Source organism: Tianweitania sediminis, assembly GCF_017813335.1.
GTDB lineage: Bacteria > Pseudomonadota > Alphaproteobacteria > Rhizobiales > Rhizobiaceae > Tianweitania > Tianweitania sediminis.
In genome coordinates this window covers 14,843-29,516 of sequence record NZ_JAGIYY010000011.1, presented here as the reverse complement: position 1 = coordinate 29,516, position 14,674 = coordinate 14,843, and the positions used below count along the sequence as shown (strand labels likewise).

Annotated in this window: 17 protein-coding genes; 9 read left to right on the top strand and 8 right to left on the bottom strand. The window is 62.8% G+C overall.

Going from position 1 to position 14,674, the window contains the following annotated elements; genetic code table 11:
• Positions 1 to 52 precede the first annotated feature (52 nt).
• Positions 53 to 1,027, bottom strand: a complete 975-nt coding sequence (sppA, locus tag J5Y06_RS20740; RefSeq protein WP_209337215.1) for a signal peptide peptidase SppA — start codon at positions 1,025 to 1,027, stop codon at positions 53 to 55.
• Positions 1,028 to 1,321: 294 nt separating this feature from the next.
• Between sppA and lptC the strand changes: the two genes are divergently transcribed.
• The 6 genes from lptC to ptsN all read left to right on the top strand — a co-directional run bounded on the left by lptC (position 1,322) and on the right by ptsN (position 6,481).
• The gene (lptC, locus tag J5Y06_RS20735; protein ID WP_209337117.1) at positions 1,322 to 2,029 is read left to right on the top strand and encodes an LPS export ABC transporter periplasmic protein LptC; all 708 of its coding nucleotides are present in this window, start codon (positions 1,322 to 1,324) and stop codon (positions 2,027 to 2,029) included.
• Positions 2,022 to 2,609 carry an LptA/OstA family protein gene (locus tag J5Y06_RS20730; RefSeq protein ID WP_385932447.1) on the top strand — a complete coding sequence of 196 codons (588 nt, stop codon included), beginning with the start codon at positions 2,022 to 2,024 and terminating at the stop codon, positions 2,607 to 2,609. The genes lptC and J5Y06_RS20730 overlap by 8 nt, the downstream gene beginning before the upstream one ends.
• A 65-nt stretch (positions 2,610 to 2,674) precedes the next feature.
• Positions 2,675 to 3,424 carry an LPS export ABC transporter ATP-binding protein gene (lptB, locus tag J5Y06_RS20725; RefSeq protein WP_245248212.1) on the top strand — a complete coding sequence of 250 codons (750 nt, stop codon included), beginning with the start codon at positions 2,675 to 2,677 and terminating at the stop codon, positions 3,422 to 3,424.
• Between the two features lie 148 nt (positions 3,425 to 3,572).
• Entirely contained in the window at positions 3,573 to 5,105 is a 1,533-nt protein-coding gene (gene rpoN / locus J5Y06_RS20720) for an RNA polymerase factor sigma-54 (protein WP_209337114.1), read from the top strand.
• A 262-nt stretch (positions 5,106 to 5,367) separates the two neighbouring features.
• Positions 5,368 to 5,952: a ribosome hibernation-promoting factor, HPF/YfiA family gene (hpf, locus tag J5Y06_RS20715; protein WP_209337113.1), complete on the top strand. Its 585-nt coding sequence runs from the start codon at positions 5,368 to 5,370 to the stop codon at positions 5,950 to 5,952.
• A gap of 64 nt (positions 5,953 to 6,016) precedes the next feature.
• On the top strand, positions 6,017 to 6,481 hold the full coding sequence (gene ptsN, locus J5Y06_RS20710) for a PTS IIA-like nitrogen regulatory protein PtsN (protein ID WP_209337112.1): 465 nt from the start codon (positions 6,017 to 6,019) through the stop codon (positions 6,479 to 6,481).
• Positions 6,482 to 6,561: 80 nt separating this feature from the next.
• On the opposite strand, the gene J5Y06_RS20705 is transcribed toward ptsN, so the two are convergent.
• Both J5Y06_RS20705 and J5Y06_RS20700 read right to left on the bottom strand, forming a co-directional pair.
• Positions 6,562 to 6,819, bottom strand: coding sequence for a BQ00720 family protein (locus tag J5Y06_RS20705; RefSeq protein WP_209337111.1), 258 nt, complete (start codon positions 6,817 to 6,819; stop codon positions 6,562 to 6,564).
• 65 nt (positions 6,820 to 6,884) lie between these two features.
• A complete protein-coding gene (locus J5Y06_RS20700) occupies positions 6,885 to 7,310 on the bottom strand; it encodes an Hsp20 family protein (RefSeq protein WP_209337110.1) in 426 nt (141 codons plus the stop codon).
• Between the two features lie 115 nt (positions 7,311 to 7,425).
• On the opposite strand from J5Y06_RS20700, the gene J5Y06_RS20695 reads away from it, so the two are divergent.
• Both J5Y06_RS20695 and J5Y06_RS20690 read left to right on the top strand, forming a co-directional pair.
• Positions 7,426 to 8,364, top strand: a complete 939-nt coding sequence (locus tag J5Y06_RS20695) for a nucleoside hydrolase (protein WP_209337109.1) — start codon at positions 7,426 to 7,428, stop codon at positions 8,362 to 8,364.
• A gap of 69 nt (positions 8,365 to 8,433) precedes the next feature.
• Positions 8,434 to 9,429, top strand: coding sequence for a CAP domain-containing protein (locus J5Y06_RS20690; RefSeq protein ID WP_209337108.1), 996 nt, complete (start codon positions 8,434 to 8,436; stop codon positions 9,427 to 9,429).
• Positions 9,430 to 9,433: 4 nt separating this feature from the next.
• On the opposite strand, the gene J5Y06_RS20685 is transcribed toward J5Y06_RS20690, so the two are convergent.
• Complete coding sequence (locus J5Y06_RS20685; RefSeq protein WP_209337107.1) at positions 9,434 to 10,336, bottom strand: ribokinase; 903 nt, start codon at positions 10,334 to 10,336, stop codon at positions 9,434 to 9,436.
• Between the two features lie 21 nt (positions 10,337 to 10,357).
• A complete protein-coding gene (locus tag J5Y06_RS23360; RefSeq protein WP_280819566.1) occupies positions 10,358 to 10,489 on the bottom strand; it encodes a hypothetical protein in 132 nt (43 codons plus the stop codon).
• Between the two features lie 420 nt (positions 10,490 to 10,909).
• Here J5Y06_RS23360 and J5Y06_RS20680 point away from each other — a divergent pair, with 420 nt between their 5' ends.
• Entirely contained in the window at positions 10,910 to 11,422 is a 513-nt protein-coding gene (locus J5Y06_RS20680; protein ID WP_209337106.1) for a YciE/YciF ferroxidase family protein, read from the top strand.
• 66 nt (positions 11,423 to 11,488) lie between these two features.
• On the opposite strand, the gene J5Y06_RS20675 is transcribed toward J5Y06_RS20680, so the two are convergent.
• The 3 genes from J5Y06_RS20675 to J5Y06_RS20665 all read right to left on the bottom strand — a co-directional run bounded on the left by J5Y06_RS20675 (position 11,489) and on the right by J5Y06_RS20665 (position 14,514).
• Entirely contained in the window at positions 11,489 to 11,827 is a 339-nt protein-coding gene (locus J5Y06_RS20675) for a hypothetical protein (protein WP_209337105.1), read from the bottom strand.
• Positions 11,828 to 11,917: 90 nt separating this feature from the next.
• Positions 11,918 to 12,682, bottom strand: coding sequence for a DUF2243 domain-containing protein (locus J5Y06_RS20670; protein ID WP_209337104.1), 765 nt, complete (start codon positions 12,680 to 12,682; stop codon positions 11,918 to 11,920).
• Between the two features lie 128 nt (positions 12,683 to 12,810).
• Entirely contained in the window at positions 12,811 to 14,514 is a 1,704-nt protein-coding gene (locus J5Y06_RS20665; protein WP_209337103.1) for an MFS transporter, read from the bottom strand.
• Positions 14,515 to 14,674 lie beyond the last annotated feature (160 nt).

The window sequence follows — 14,674 nt, the reverse complement described above, 5'->3', positions numbered from 1 at the left end:
GGACATTCAAATGCGGGTCTGGTGAAAGAAAAGCTGGCTTGGCCGCCTTTGGTCAGCGTGCTGGCGATGATCCCGAAGGGTGCCAGAGCGAAACGAGACCGTCAAGAAAGAGGTGCTCGCCGCCGGCTTGGGAAAGCAGCGTTTGCAGGGCCTGGCTCAAGCTTTCGCCACCGCCAAAGGCAAGCGACGAGGACATCAGCGTAAAGAAGCCGCGCTCGTCCTTTTTCTTCCATTCGATCACATCGAGATCCGCATCCACGCCTTTGCTGGCAAGCCAGGCGACCGCTTCGCGCTCTCCTCCGAGCTGGTCCACCAAGCGATTTCCGAGCGCCTGTCGGCCGGTGAAGATCGAGCCGTCCGCCAGTTGCAGTACTTGTACGCGCGGCAGGTTGCGCCGTTCGGTGACAAGGTCGACGAACCAATCATAGCTGTCGAGGATCATCCGGCGCAGCATCGCCCGTTCCTCCTCCGTCGTGGGGGTGAACGGGTTGGGTTCTGCCTTTAGCGGCGTCGACTTGATCGCCTCCAGCTTGATGCCGAGCTTGTCCATCAGCGCCGTGACGTCGGGATATTGCACCAGAACGCCTATGGAACCGACGATGGAAGATTGCCGCGCCACGATGTGATCGGTCGCGCTGGCGATCATGTAGCCGGCCGAAGCGGCAAGGGTTCCCACCTGCGCCACAACCGGCTTTTCGGCGGCGATGCGGCGGATCGCCTCGAAGATCGCTTCGCCGCCGGCTGTTGTGCCACCTGGCGAGTCGATGGTCAGGACAACGCCTTTCACCGCCTCCGCTTCGCGGATCTTGTCCAGCCGCTCGAGGAGCTCGTCATCTTCGGTGATGGTGCCTTCGATCTTCACCCGCGCAATGTGATCCACCGCGCCTGCCGCCAGTTCGCTTGGAAACACGAACCGGGCGGTGGCGATCACGGCGGCTGCCAGAACAAGAAGGGTGAGCACCCTCCAGAAGGTGAGCTTACGGCGCAATCTGCGGCGGTCGATCAGATCGTCGGCTCGAAGAACCATCAACATGTCCTTGGGTGAACGCACGTCACCTCCTGCTTAAAGCAAACGCGGGCTCTTGGATACGCATTGCCGCGTGCTGCGGCAGCCGCAGTTCAACCGCCTCCGCGCCTTACTTTTCACGCAAAAAGCGGCTTGATGTCAGCAGGTTGTTGAATTCTCGCTGGCGCCCGCCGCATGCGCGTGGCAAACGCATAAAGCTGGCGGTTCGCCTTCTGCATAACTATCTCACGTCTTTGATTTGGCGCGTGTCCTCCTGCAAAGGAGTTTCTCGCCGGCTCAGCAAAGAGAATGGAAATGAGCAGCACCACCGCCAATCCCGCTTTGGAGGCGCCGGAAAGTCTCCGCCCTTCCGATCGCGGCGAAGCCCAGTTCAGGAGCGCAACGCGTCATTCCGGCCGCGTGCGCATGCTGAAGATTGCGCTGCCCGTCGTGTCTCTGCTGATCGGCGCAGCCTTTGTCGGGTATTCCTGGCTGTCGTCGCCGGTGACGATCGGATTCGACCTGTCGAGCACGGCGATCCGCGACGGCAAGCTTGTGATGGCTGAGCCGAAGCTTGAAGGCTACACCACCGACAATCTCCCATACGCCATGACAGCCGCGCGCGCCGTCCAGGACGCCGGCAACACCAGCGTGATTGAACTGGAAGACATCGATGCAACCGTGCCGATCAGCGACGGCACCACGGCCCGGATCGACGCGCGGCGCGCGGTTTATGATCGCGTCAGCAACACGATTCAGCTCAACGATCCGATGAACTTGTCCACCAGCGACGGCAAGTCGGCGACGCTGCAATCGGCCAGCATCAACATGGCCGCAGGAACGCTTGTGACCGAACACCCGGTGGTGATCCGCATCAATGGTGCATCCATCGATGCGGGGCGCTTGTCGGTTGCGGAAAACGGGAAAGTGATTGTCTTCGAAGATCGCGTGCAGATGCATCTTGACCCGGGCCGCTTGAACGCCGAAAGAGCAGGGGATGCGGGGGAAAATGCCGATGACTAGCCTGCTTGCTCGTTTCACCATTGCCGCGCTTGCCATGAGCTTGGCCGGCGGACCGGTTCTTGCGCAGCAGTCGCAAAGCCGGATGACCAGCCTCAACCTGTCAAACGACCAGCCGATCTCCATCGAAAGCGACAAGCTCGAGGTGCGCGACAACGATCGCATGGCGATCTTCACCGGCAATGTCAGCGTCGCCCAGGGGCAGACGCTGATGAAGGCCGGCAAGATGACGGTCTATTACGTTGGCCAGGCCACGGATGCCGCTGGCAGCACGCAGGCGTCAACCGGTGGTGCCGCTGCTGCGGGCTCCGGTGACATCGAGCGCATCGAGGTCGACGGCAAGGTTTACGTCAAGTCGGAAAGTCAGGTCGCCACGGGCGACCGCGCAAGCTTCGACATGCGCTCGGAAGTGCTCACCTTGTCGGGCAAGGAAGTGGTTCTGACCGAAGGCGAGAACGTCATCGTCGGCTGCAAGCTCACCGTTCAGATGAAGACCGGGCAGGCCCAGCTCGATGGCTGCGGCGGCACGGGCACGGGCGGCCGCGTCAAGATGCTGTTGCAGCCGGGCTCGCAGAACCGCTAGGCTTTCCCCGTTTGACGCTTGTTTCGAAGATAAGCGCCTCGCTCGGCGCCAAGGCGCCGCGCAAGATGTCCGCGGACGACCGCAGCAACCTCAAGGGGACGCTGATCGCGCGCGGGCTCACCAAGAGCTACAAGGGCCGCACGGTGGTGAGCGGCGTGTCCATCGGCGTGCGGGCCGGTGAGGCCGTTGGACTGCTTGGTCCAAACGGCGCGGGCAAGACCACTTGCTTCTACATGGTCACCGGGCTGGTGCCGGTTGATCAGGGCACGATCGAGATCGATGGCTACGATGTCACGTCCATGCCGATGTACCGCCGGGCCCGGTTGGGCATCGGCTACCTGCCGCAGGAAGCCTCGATCTTCCGCGGGTTGAACGTCGAAAGCAACATCCGCGCCGTTCTGGAAATGGTGGAACCGAGCCGCAAGCAGCGCGAGCGCGATCTCGACGCTCTCCTCGAAGAGTTTCACATCACCCATCTGCGCAAGGCGCAGGCAATTGCGCTTTCTGGCGGCGAGCGCCGGAGGCTTGAAATCGCCCGCGCGCTGGCCACGCGGCCGAACTTCATGCTGCTCGACGAGCCGTTTGCGGGCATTGACCCCATTGCAGTGGCCGACATCCAGCAACTGGTGCGCCACCTCACCGCCCGCGGCATCGGCGTTCTGATCACCGACCACAATGTGCGCGAAACGCTGGGTCTCATCGACCGCGCTTACATCATCCACGCCGGCCAGGTGCTCACGCACGGCCACCCGACCGACATCGTCAACAATGCCGATGTCCGGCGCCTGTATCTCGGCGAAGCCTTTACCCTCTAAACTGTTGCGCCGGCTTACCACCGGCCAATCTACCCCCGCGACCTTCCTTGTTAAGGCTTTGGCGCTACAAGGGCGCTTGACAAGCAAGAGCCGGGCCAGTTCAGTCAGCTTCGGGGCTTTTCGGGAACAGGGTTGGAGGCAAGCGCGCATGGCGCTGGCGGCGAAACTACAGCTTCGGCAAGCGCAGTCGCTGGTGATGACGCCGCAACTGCTGCAATCGATCCGTTTGCTGCAGTTGACCCGCTTGGAGCTTGATCGCTTCATCGACGAGGAAATCGAGCGCAACCCGCTTTTGGAGCGCGCTGACGGCGCCGAAAACGCCAGCGATGGCCCGTCGGAGCCATTTGCAGCGGACGACGCGCCGCCCGTTGCTGCTCCGGCCATTGGCGAAGAGATCGCCTGGACGGCAGAAAGCCTGGCCGATCAGCTCGATACGTCCTTGGAAAACATCTTTCCCGACGATCCTGGCGTCCCGAGTCATGTCGACCCGACCCTGTCAGCGCAGTGGCGCTCGGCCGGAGGCGCGACAGGGATTGGAACGAGCCCCTCGGATGCCGGCTTCGAGGAACTTGCGGGCGGAACCCCCACGCTGCGCAGCCATGTGGAAGCGCAGATTGCCCTCGCTTTTCGCGACAGGGTGCAAACGGCCATTGCCCACGAACTGGCCGATCGTCTCGATGAAAACGGCTATCTCGATGCCTCGCCAACCGACATCGCGGCCGATCTCGGCATCGCGCGGCGCCAGGTGGATGCGGTGCTTCAGGTCTGCCAGTCCTTTGATCCGCCTGGGCTTTTTGCACGCGGGCTTGGTGAATGCCTGGCCCTGCAACTGCGCGCCCGCGATCGCTTCGATCCGGCCATGCAGGCGCTTCTTGCCCATCTGGACCTCTTGGCCAAGCGCGATTTCGAGGCGCTGCGCCGCATCTGCCGCGTCGATGAAGCAGACCTCCTCGACATGCTGGGCGAGATCCGCGCGCTGGATCCGCGCCCCGGTCTGGCCTTCACCGGTGGATCTAGTGAGATCGTGGTGCCGGACATTCTGGTGCGGGCCGCCAGCGACGGCTCCTGGAGCGTGGAGCTCAACCCGGACGTCCTGCCGCGCGTCTTGGTTGACCAGAGCTATTATGCCCATGTGTCGCGTCATGCCCGTTCTCCAGCCGACAAGGCCTTCTTGAGCGAGTGTCTGCAAAGCGCAAACTGGCTCACCCGCAGCCTTGACCAGCGCGCCCGCACGATCCTGAAAGTGGCCACCGAGATCGTGCGCCAGCAAGACGCTTTTCTCGTGCATGGCGTGCGCCACCTGCGCCCGCTCAATCTGCGCACGGTCGCGGATGCGATCGGCATGCACGAGTCCACCGTTAGTCGGGTGACCGCCAACAAATACATGCTGACGCCGCGCGGCGTGTTTGAGCTGCGTTATTTCTTCACCGCCGCGATCGGTTCGGCGGCCGGAGGTGATTCCCATTCCTCCGAAGCCGTGCGCGACCGGATCCGCCAACTCATCGAGGAGGAACAACCGGGCAAGATCCTGTCGGACGACACGCTTGTCGATCTTCTGCGGAAAACCGGGGTGGATATCGCCCGCCGCACGGTTGCCAAATACCGCGAAGGCATGAATATCCCGTCGTCCGTACAGCGCCGCCGCGAAAAGCGGGCACGGCTGCGTTCGGCTGCGGAATAGCACCGGTTTGGATGCGCCTGAACACGCGGCGCCGGCTATGGAACCTGGGGGGCGTTCCGCGCCTTGATTGACAATGAAACGTCAAGTCACTAGAAGCCGCCCCGCATGAGACGGCGCTTGTGGGCCGCTCTCTTGATCTCGGAAATTCTTCCGAGCGTGCGTTCAGGCCTCCAACCGGCGATGAAGCGGCCGGCGGCTCCTGTACACGGTGGCGCAGCGTTTCGCGTACGTGACTGCAATCGGGAAGAAAGGTCTGCTTCACATGACTCTGCGCATTTCTGGCAAGCATATGGATATCGGCGACGCACTGCGGGGCCGGATTGAAGCCCGCATCAATGATGCCATCGCGAAGTATTTTGACGGTGGTTTTTCCGGCCATGTAGTGGTTGCGAAAGAAAGCTCGCGCTTCAACGCCGATTGCGTGGTTCACCTAGATAGCGGCATGTCGCTTCAGGCGACCGGCCAGGGCCAGGAAGCGCCTGGAGCGTTTGACGCAGCTGCGGACCGCATCGAAAAGCGCCTGCGGCGCTACAAGCGCAAGCTGAAGTCGCACACGCCCGGCGGCGGCAACGGTGTGGCCGCTGAAGACATCGCCTACACGGTGATGGAAGCAATCCCGGATGAGGGCGACGAAGAGATCGCGGAAGACTACGCCCCGGCCATCGTGGCGGAATCGACAGTTTCCTTGCGCACCATGTCGGTCGCCAATGCCGTGGTGGAGCTCGACATCCAGGACAATCCGGTGGTGGTTTTCCGCAACGCCGGAAACAATCATGTGAACGTTGTTTATCGGCGCTCGGACGGCAACATCGGCTGGATAGACTCCGGCTCGGCAGCCAAGCGCTGATCAGCTAGGATCGTGTAACCGGGCGCGAGATTCGCGTCCGGTGCAATCGAAGGACGGCAAGTGAATGGACTTGAGTGATCTGATCGAGGCATCGGCAGTGATGCCGGCCTTGAAGGCCAATTCCAAGAAGCAGCTCCTTCAGCTTCTTGCGGAAAAGGCTTCTTCGGTCACCGGTATCCCCGAGCGGGAAATCTTTGACACGATCCTCCAGCGCGAGCGTCTGGGCTCCACCGGCGTCGGAAACGGGATTGCCATTCCGCATGGCAAGCTGTCTGGCGTGAAGCGCATCACCGGCGTTTTCGCACGACTGGAACAGCCCGTTGATTTCGATGCTCTGGACGATCAGCCCGTCGACATCGTTTTTCTTCTGCTCGCTCCGGAAGGAGCCGGCGCCGACCACCTCAAGGCGTTGTCGCGCATCGCGCGTGTGCTGCGCGACGGTGAAACGGTTCGCAAGATCCGTGGCACAAGCGACGCAACGGCCATTCACACCTTCTTGGCCCAGGGTCCGACGTCCCACGCCGCTTGATTGGCGCGCCAGGTCCTGATCACGGAAAAGGCGGCTCTCGGCCGCCTTTTGCTTGCGTCACTGCCTTTGCTGGTGGCGCTTCAGTGAAGGCTGACCGGCGTCAGGTCGTGCTGCATGGCACTGGCCATCGCGCTCGATTTCTCGTCCGTCAGCATGATCGGCTGCCCGTTGGCGGCAAACAGCGCCCACAGCCGGAGGCCGGACTCGATCTCCGGAAGACCGGGAAACTTGTTTTTCAGGTCATCGCTGTCGATCTGGCGCATATAGGCCACGATGCCCTCGCCGAGATGGGCGAATTGAGTCGGAGTCAGTGCAATCTTGTTTTCTGCTTCACTCATGTCAGCCTCCTGTATGTGGGCCGTTCAAGGAACCAACCCATGGAAGAGCCTTCGGTTCCAGAAGCTCAGTCTTTCACCGAGATGTTGATTTTACGTACCAGTCGTTCCGGCTCGGGGCGATCAAGGTCGATCGACAGCAAGCCGTTCTTCAGTTCCGCACCCGTCACCCGCATGCCGTCCGCCAGCACGAACATGCGCTGAAACTGGCGTGCCGCGATGCCGCGGTGCAGGAACTCGCGGTCGCCTTCCTCGCTCTGCTTGCCCCGAACGGTCAGCTGGTTTTCCTCGATCGCGACGTCGAGGTCGCTTTCGGCAAAACCGGCCACCGCCAGCGTGATGCGCAGCCGCTCCAGGCAGCCGTCGTTCCCGCGCAGGCGTTCGATGTTGTAGGGGGGGTACCCGTCGCCATTCTTGGCGATGCGTTCGAGCGTTTTTTCCATTGCGTCGAAGCCGAGCAGCAACGGGCTCGAAAACGGCGTCATGCGCGACATGCGTTTGTCCTCCTGGAGAGCGACGATTTGGAAGAAACCCGAATGGCATTTCTCCCGACCCGCCTGATATGGTTCGCGCCGAATTCCGATTCAAGAACCAGGGCTTGGAACCGACATGGCGACGCAAAAGATCATCATCGATACCGATCCGGGCCAGGACGATGCGGTTGCGATCCTCCTTGCGCTGGGAAGCCCCGAGCTCGACATCCTGGGCATCGTGGCCGTGGCGGGCAATGTGCCCTTGGCGCTGACGGAAAAGAATGCTCGCAAGATCTGTGAACTGGCCGGGCGGACGGACGTGCCTGTTTATGCCGGCGCCAGCCGCCCGCTGGTTCGTCCCCTGATCACCGCCGAGCATGTGCATGGCGAAAGCGGGCTGAACGGCCCTGCGCTGCCGGAGCCGGCCCTGCCGCTGCAGGCGCAGCATGGCGTCGAGTTCCTCGTTGAAGCGCTGATGCGCGAAGAGGCCGGCACCGTCACGCTCTGCACGCTTGGTGCGATGACCAATGTCGCCTTGGCGCTCAACCGCGAACCGCGGATCGCCGGCCGCATCAAGCAGATCGTGATGATGGGCGGCGGCTTTTTCGAAGGCGGCAACATCACGCCTACCGCCGAGTTCAACATCTATATCGATGCGCATGCCGCCGAAGTGGTGTTTTCAGCCGGCGTGCCGATCGTGATGATGCCGCTCGATGTCACCCACAAGGCGCTCACCACGCCGCCGCGCATTCAGGCCTTTCGCGAGCTCAACACGCCGGTCGGCACCGCGACCGCGGAGATGCTGGAATTCTTCGAGCGCTACGACGTGGACAAATATGGCAGCCTCGGCGGCCCGCTGCATGACCCGACCGTGATCGCCTGGCTCCTGAAGCCGGAGCTGTTTTCCGGCCGCGAATGCAATGTGGAGATCGAGACAGGATCCGCACTCACCTACGGCATGACGGTGGTCGACTGGTGGGGCGTCACCGACCGCAAGAAGAACGCGACGGTGATGCGCGACATCGACGCCGATGGCTTCTTTGCCCTGCTCGTGGAGCGACTGGGGCGGCTTTAAGGCGCGTTCGGAACACGGCTGGGAGAAGAGGGTTCCTCGTGCACGAGGGTCCACAGGCAGGAGATCCGAATGTCGGCACTTCATCCAGGCGAACGAAAGTCGCCAACGATCGTCGCCCGGTGCTTCGCCGCTTTTTTAGTGGCGGGCGCGCTGCTGATTGCGCCCGTGCCCTCCTTGGCGGCCGAAGCGCCCGAGCAACTCGCAAAGTGGCGCGAACAGGCCCTCGCCCTGGTCAACCAGGCGCGTGAGGAACACGGCCTGCCTGCCTTGACGCTCGGGCCGCAGCTCAATGAAGCGGCGCAGATGCATGCCGCAGACATGTTCGACCGCGATTACTACGCCCACACCTCGCCCGAAGGCGATACTGTACAGGACCGCTACATGGATGCCGGCGGCAGCCGCTGGAAGTTCGTGGCCGAGAACATCGCCCGCTGCGAGGAGTGCACGCCACCCATCACGGCAGAGCGCGTCGAACGGCTGCAAACCGGCTGGATGAACAGCCCGCCGCATCGCGAGGCGATCCTGGGCGAAGGGCTGGAAAACTTCGGCTATGGCATTGTGCTTGGTGCCGACAACGGCCTTTATGCCGTTCAAACCTTTGCCGGTCCCGGCACGCCGCGCGGCTTGGCTTCCGGCGAAGAGCCCAGGGTGCTCGATCCGGCAAATGCAGCCGCCCGCATGGCGGATCTTCTCAACCGGGCGCGTGAGCGCCAGAACTTGGGCGCCCTGAACCACAGCGAAGCGTTGGACGCGGTCGCAAACAGCGTTCTGCCGCCACCCGAATCCGAAACAATCGACCTGGACACGAGCGGCGATCTGTTCTCCGCCCTCCCAGAAGGCGAGCGGACCGCGTGGCGCCGCGTGTCCGTGATCGCCGGGGTCTGCGGAGGCTGCGGGAAAGAACCCACGGAAGCCGATCTTCGGAGCTTCCGCGAGCAGTGGCTGGACAATCCGCAATATAGCCGTCAGCTGCTGGGCAGCACCTTCTCGTCCCTTGGCTTTGCTTTGCAGGTCAATGGCGAGGGCCGCAAGGTTGCGGTTCTCGTGCTTGCGGCAAGGCGCTGAGCCGTTATGAGCCGCTCATCGCGGTGTCGATCTCGGCCCGGGTCGGGATCGAGGGCTGCGCGCCGGGTTTGAGGCAGGCGAGGGCGCCAGCAACAGCCGCCCGCCGCAGCGCCTGGTCAAGCGAAACACCGTCATGCAGCCCTGCTGCCAGAACACCGCAAAACGTGTCTCCTGCGCCAACCGTATCCACCGGCTCGATTGCGAGGCTCGGCACGGTCAGAGCGCCGTCGGGGGTTTGCGCTAGAGCCCCCTCGCCGCCGAGCGTCACGATCAGCGTACGCCGGGTTTGTTCGACGAAGCTTTCCATCCGCTGCGCCAGCGTCGCGCCTGCGAGCGCCAAGGCTTCGGCGTAAAGCGCGAATTCGGTCTCGTTGGCGACGACAATGCTGGCAAGCGGCAGCAGGTCGGCGGCCTCGGCACGAAACGGTGCCGTGTTGAGGATTGATACCGCCCCGGCGTCGTTGGCCGCGCGCAGTGCTGCGTCCACAGTTGGCAGGGGAATCTCGTGCTGCAACAAGACGACGTCGCCCTTGCCAATGGCGCAGGCGCGCAGGTCGTCTTCATCCACCCGGCCGTTTGCCCCGGCCGTCACCGCGATGATGTTTTCGCCCTTGGCATCCACCAGGATCAGCGCCGTGCCCGTAGGCTCTTCCACTGTCCGCACGCCGGTCAGATCCGCCGATGAGGCTTTCAGGAGCGCGAGTGCCTCGCCCGCGAAGGCGTCGTGTCCCACTGCGCCGATCATCCGCACCGGGCTTCCGGCGCGCGCTGCGGCTAGCGCCTGGTTGGCGCCCTTGCCGCCGGGTGCGGTGTGGAAGCGTGTTCCGGAAACCGTTTCGCCGGGCGACGGCAAGCGGTTCACGGTGGTGATCAGGTCAAGATTGATCGACCCGATGACGATGATCATGCAGCCGTCCTGATGCGGCGCTTATTGGAAGCTGGTGCGGCGCGCGCAAGCCGGACCGGGACCGCGCATGTAATGGCGTTCGGGCCGATAGGTCGGCGCAATGAATTCACGCAGGATGCGCGCGGCGCTTGTGATGATGTTCAGGATCGACATAGGCTTGGTGTCCAACTCAGCGCCGGTTCGAAGCGCTGTCTGCTCTTTCCGATGTCTCTAGCAGGCGTCCGTGAATCCCTGGTGAATGCCGCTTTAAGACAAGCGCCAAATCCGTGCCGATCGTGGCGAAATCAGGGTATTTCTGCCCCGTTTTCATGGCTTTGCGCCAAGCGCGCCGGACGTTGCCTTGTTGCAACATCTAAGAAGAGGCTGCAGCGCGCCGTTTCGCCTGCTCAGGCTTCCCGTCAACACATTTTAACGGAACGACCTGCGGAAAATGCCGTTCCTCCCCTGACCGCCACGATGACGGCCGGAATGGCTGCCGGGGCGGCAAACAAGAACCGGATGAACACAGGCTGGACGTGTCAGGGCTGCTCAAGCGGCCGCACCGAACAGTCGACCACCAAGAGGATCAAAACGATGGGTTTCTTTTCCAAAGACATCAAGACGATGGATGATCTCTTCGTGCACACCCTGCGCGACATCTATTATGCCGAAAACCAGATCGCCAAGGCGCTGCCGAAGATGATCGAGAAAGCGAGCGATACCCAGCTGCGCCGTGGTTTCGAACTGCACCTTCAGGAAACCAAGGGCCAGATCGAGCGCCTCGAGCAGGTCTTCGAGATGCATGGCGTACAGGCGAAGCAGGTTCGCTGCCCGGCCATTGACGGCATTATTGAGGAAACCAACGAGATTGTTGGCGACATCGACGACAAGCAGGTGCTGGATGCTGCGCTGGTAGCCGCCGCTCAGGCCGTGGAACACTATGAGATCACGCGCTACGGCACGCTGATTGCCTGGGCAAAGCAGCTCGGTCGCTCCGATTGCGCCGCGGTTCTCGCGCAGAACCTTCAGGAAGAAGAAGCAACCGACAAGAAGCTGACGCAGATTGCCGAACAGGGCGGCGTCAACTCGATGGCCGCTGCGGAATAAGCTGGCGCCTCAACGCCAGCAACAACAGGAAAGGCTCTCCGCGTCCGCGGGGAGCCTTTTTCCTTGTCATGGGCTTTCGAAATAGGGCCCAAGCGTGATCAGCACCACCGCCACCACGGCCAGCACGATGCCGGCCCCCTGGAGCGTGCCCACGCGCTCTCCAAAAAAGGTAAAAGCGACGATGTTCACCGCCACCAGCTGCACGATCCCCGAAAGGCTGAGCGCCACGCCCATGCCAAACTCGCGGATCAGCCGCAGCATGATCAGGTTGCCCAGCGAATAAAGCACCAGCACGAGGGCAAGCCGCGGCAGGCTCGGCGCAAGCGTCCAGGCTTTGGCCGCGCTGCCCGCCAGCATGAAGATGATCGTCGTGACGCCGAGCTGCAGCGCACCGAGTGTGCTCATGGGGTTCCTCTCCGCCGCGCTCGCTGATGGAAGCGCGTCGCGCCACCAAACCCGGTCGGCGCTGTCAGTCAAGCCTGGGGAACTGGTCGGTCAGAGTTGCGCCCATGAAAGGCATCCGGCGGGGAGAAAGGAGTTGCTCACCAGCCAGGCACCGTCGCGGTAAAGCTGCCCGCTCGGAGGTTCATCGTCCCAGCGCACGGCCCAGATCCCGCGCTTTTCCCACAGCAGCGCGCCGCCGCTGGCCACGACAGCCCGCATCATCTGCGCCTGATCCATGCCGGGGCGAAACACCACCAGCGCGCTGCGGCTGTCCGCCGGCGCCTGCGCGGCCCACAGCGCGCCGATCGCCACGAGCACAACCAAAGCGGCCGCTGCCCTTCCGCCGTTTGCGCCACCCGTGCCGTCGGACCTTCGCGTCAACAGGACGCCGACCCCCGCGGGAAGAAGGCCAAACACCACCAGCCAAGCGAGGTCCCAGGCAAGCGGGTTGGCGCTGTCGAGCTTGATGCGGTGAATTCCAAGCAACCAGTGGGACAAAACAGCGTCGAGCGTGTGCCAGGCGCCGAAGCCGATCAGCGTTGCCGCCACCAGCAGCCTTGTGCTGCCGCCAAGCTCACGTCGCGCCCAAAGGAGGAGCACGAGCCCCACCGCACCGATGACGTACATAAGGAGGTGAAACAGCCCGTCGAACAACACCTGGCTCGAAAGGTCGCCGATGCCGTCAACCAGGCTGAGCAGATGGTGCCATTGCAGGATCTGGTGCAGCAGGATTCCATCAAAGAACCCGCCGAGCGAAAACCCGATCAGCAGGGCTGCCCACCATGCGCGCCGTGAAAGCTGAGCTCGCGCTTCCATGCTGATGTTTCCCTGTTCGACGCTCGAACCAGAGGCTGCGGGCAATGTTCCGAGGCCGGGCACGCCCGGCACAAAAGAAAAGGCCGGCGGTATCGCTCCCGCCGGCCTTTCGGGTCACTCGCCGGTTCTCAGTCGCGCGCGTTCAGGTCCGTGCCAAGCGTATCCCTGACGAAAAGCAGTCCGATCACCAGGGACATGGCCGCAATCGCGATTGGGTACCAAAGCCCGAAATAAATGTCGCCGCGGGCCGCGCTCATCGCAAACACCGTTGCGGGCAGGAGACCGCCAAACCAGCCGTTGCCGATGTGGTAGGGCAGCGACATGCCGGTGTAGCGGATGCGCGTCGGGAACATTTCCACCAAAATCGCGGCGATCGGCCCGTACACCATCGTGACGTAAAGCACGAGAATGAACAGGATGCCGATGGTCATCGGCCAGTTCACGGCGTTCGGATCGGCGACCATGGAGAAAGCGCCGGTGGTTTCGTTGCGCACCAGCGGATAACCAGCGTCGTGCAACGCGGTATGGACGGCGGTGTTGAACGCCTTGCCCTGGTCAGCCGCGGCTGCACCCGCCTGCACCGCATCATAGGACGGCACGGTGGCCTCGCCGACCTGTACGGTCGCCGGCGTGCCGGGTGCCGCCGTGGTGACGATGTCATACGGCACCGAATTGCGGGCAAGGAAGCCGGTGGCGATGTCGCAGGACGTGGTGAACTTGGCGGTCCCAACCGGGTTGAACTGGAAGGTGCAGTCGCCCGGTGCTGCTGTGACGGTCGCCCGCACAGTGGCCTGCGCTTGGGCAAGTGCCGGATTTGCAGCCCAGGTGAGCGCCTTGAACAAAGGGAAATAGGTGACGATGGCGAGCGCCAGGCCTGCCATAATGATGGGCTTGCGGCCGATCTTGTCGGACAGCCAGCCGAACACCACGAAGAAGATCGTGCCGAGCGCCAGCGAAATGGCGATCATGATGTTGACCGACTGCGCGTCCACCTTGAGCACGTTGGTGAGGAAGAACAGCGCGTAGAACTGGCCGGAATACCACACCACCGCCTGGCCGGCCGTCAAACCGAACAGCGCAATCAGGGCGATCTTGGCGTTGCGCCATTGGCCGAACGCCTCCGACAACGGCGCCTTGGACGTTTTGCCTTCGCTCTTCATGCGCTGGAAGGTCGGCGATTCCGACAACGTCATGCGGATCCAGACGGAGATGCCGAGCAGTACCACGGACAGAAGGAACGGCACGCGCCAGCCCCAGGCTGCGAAGTCTTCCTTCGACATGGACGCCTGGATGGCGAGGATCACGATCAGCGACAGAAACAGGCCAAGCGTGGCCGTGGTCTGGATCCACGACGTATAGAAGCCACGCCGGTGGTCGGGCGCGTGTTCGGCGACATAGGTCGCGGCACCGCCATATTCGCCGCCCAGTGCCAGGCCCTGCAGCATGCGCAGGATGATCAGGATGATCGGCGCTGCAATGCCGATCGTGGCCGAGCCCGGCAGGAGGCCCACCAGGAAGGTGGAAAGGCCCATAATCAGGATGGTGACAAGGAAGGTGTATTTGCGGCCGACAAGGTCGCCAATGCGGCCGAACACCAGCGCGCCGAACGGGCGAACAAGGAAGCCGGCGGCAAAAGCAAGCAGCGCGAAGATGTTGCGTGTTGCTTCGGGATATTGGCTGAAGAAGGTCGCACCGATGAAGGCAGCGAGCGAGCCATAAAGATAAAAGTCGTACCACTCGAACACTGTGCCGAGTGAAGATGCGAAGATGACCTTGCGCTCTTCGCCGGTCATGCCGCGGCTTGGAGCCCCGGCTGCTTGTGCCATTGCCATAAATATCCTCCCGCTGGGCGGGCCGGCAGCCTTGGCGAGACACTCCCCCACGCCCAGCCGGTTCCGCAAACAAAGCCGACTATGAGCCTGCTTCGGGGCTGGCCGCTATCCGGTCTTTCGGCTTATGACTTTAGTTGAATTGGCCGGTGGTGCGCCGCGG

Bases quoted from the DNA above. Each gene is read 5' to 3' on its own strand.
- sppA (WP_209337215.1), bottom strand. From the start codon at position 1,027: ATGGTTCTTCGAGCCGACGATCTGATCGACCGCCGCAGATTGCGCCGT.
- J5Y06_RS20700 (WP_209337110.1), bottom strand. From the start codon at position 7,310: ATGTCGCGCATGACGCCGTTTTCGAGCCCGTTGCTGCTCGGCTTCGAC.
- J5Y06_RS20675 (WP_209337105.1), bottom strand. From the start codon at position 11,827: ATGAGCACACTCGGTGCGCTGCAGCTCGGCGTCACGACGATCATCTTC.
- J5Y06_RS20705 (WP_209337111.1), bottom strand. From the start codon at position 6,819: ATGAGTGAAGCAGAAAACAAGATTGCACTGACTCCGACTCAATTCGCC.
- lptC (WP_209337117.1), top strand. From the start codon at position 1,322: ATGAGCAGCACCACCGCCAATCCCGCTTTGGAGGCGCCGGAAAGTCTC.
- J5Y06_RS20695 (WP_209337109.1), top strand. From the start codon at position 7,426: ATGGCGACGCAAAAGATCATCATCGATACCGATCCGGGCCAGGACGAT.
- hpf (WP_209337113.1), top strand. From the start codon at position 5,368: ATGACTCTGCGCATTTCTGGCAAGCATATGGATATCGGCGACGCACTG.
- J5Y06_RS20685 (WP_209337107.1), bottom strand. From the start codon at position 10,336: ATGATCATCGTCATCGGGTCGATCAATCTTGACCTGATCACCACCGTG.
- J5Y06_RS20680 (WP_209337106.1), top strand. From the start codon at position 10,910: ATGGGTTTCTTTTCCAAAGACATCAAGACGATGGATGATCTCTTCGTG.
- lptB (WP_245248212.1), top strand. From the start codon at position 2,675: ATGTCCGCGGACGACCGCAGCAACCTCAAGGGGACGCTGATCGCGCGC.
- J5Y06_RS23360 (WP_280819566.1), bottom strand. From the start codon at position 10,489: ATGTCGATCCTGAACATCATCACAAGCGCCGCGCGCATCCTGCGTGAA.
- rpoN (WP_209337114.1), top strand. From the start codon at position 3,573: ATGGCGCTGGCGGCGAAACTACAGCTTCGGCAAGCGCAGTCGCTGGTG.
- J5Y06_RS20730 (WP_385932447.1), top strand. From the start codon at position 2,022: ATGACTAGCCTGCTTGCTCGTTTCACCATTGCCGCGCTTGCCATGAGC.
- J5Y06_RS20665 (WP_209337103.1), bottom strand. From the start codon at position 14,514: ATGGCAATGGCACAAGCAGCCGGGGCTCCAAGCCGCGGCATGACCGGC.
- ptsN (WP_209337112.1), top strand. From the start codon at position 6,017: ATGGACTTGAGTGATCTGATCGAGGCATCGGCAGTGATGCCGGCCTTG.
- J5Y06_RS20670 (WP_209337104.1), bottom strand. From the start codon at position 12,682: ATGGAAGCGCGAGCTCAGCTTTCACGGCGCGCATGGTGGGCAGCCCTG.
- J5Y06_RS20690 (WP_209337108.1), top strand. From the start codon at position 8,434: ATGTCGGCACTTCATCCAGGCGAACGAAAGTCGCCAACGATCGTCGCC.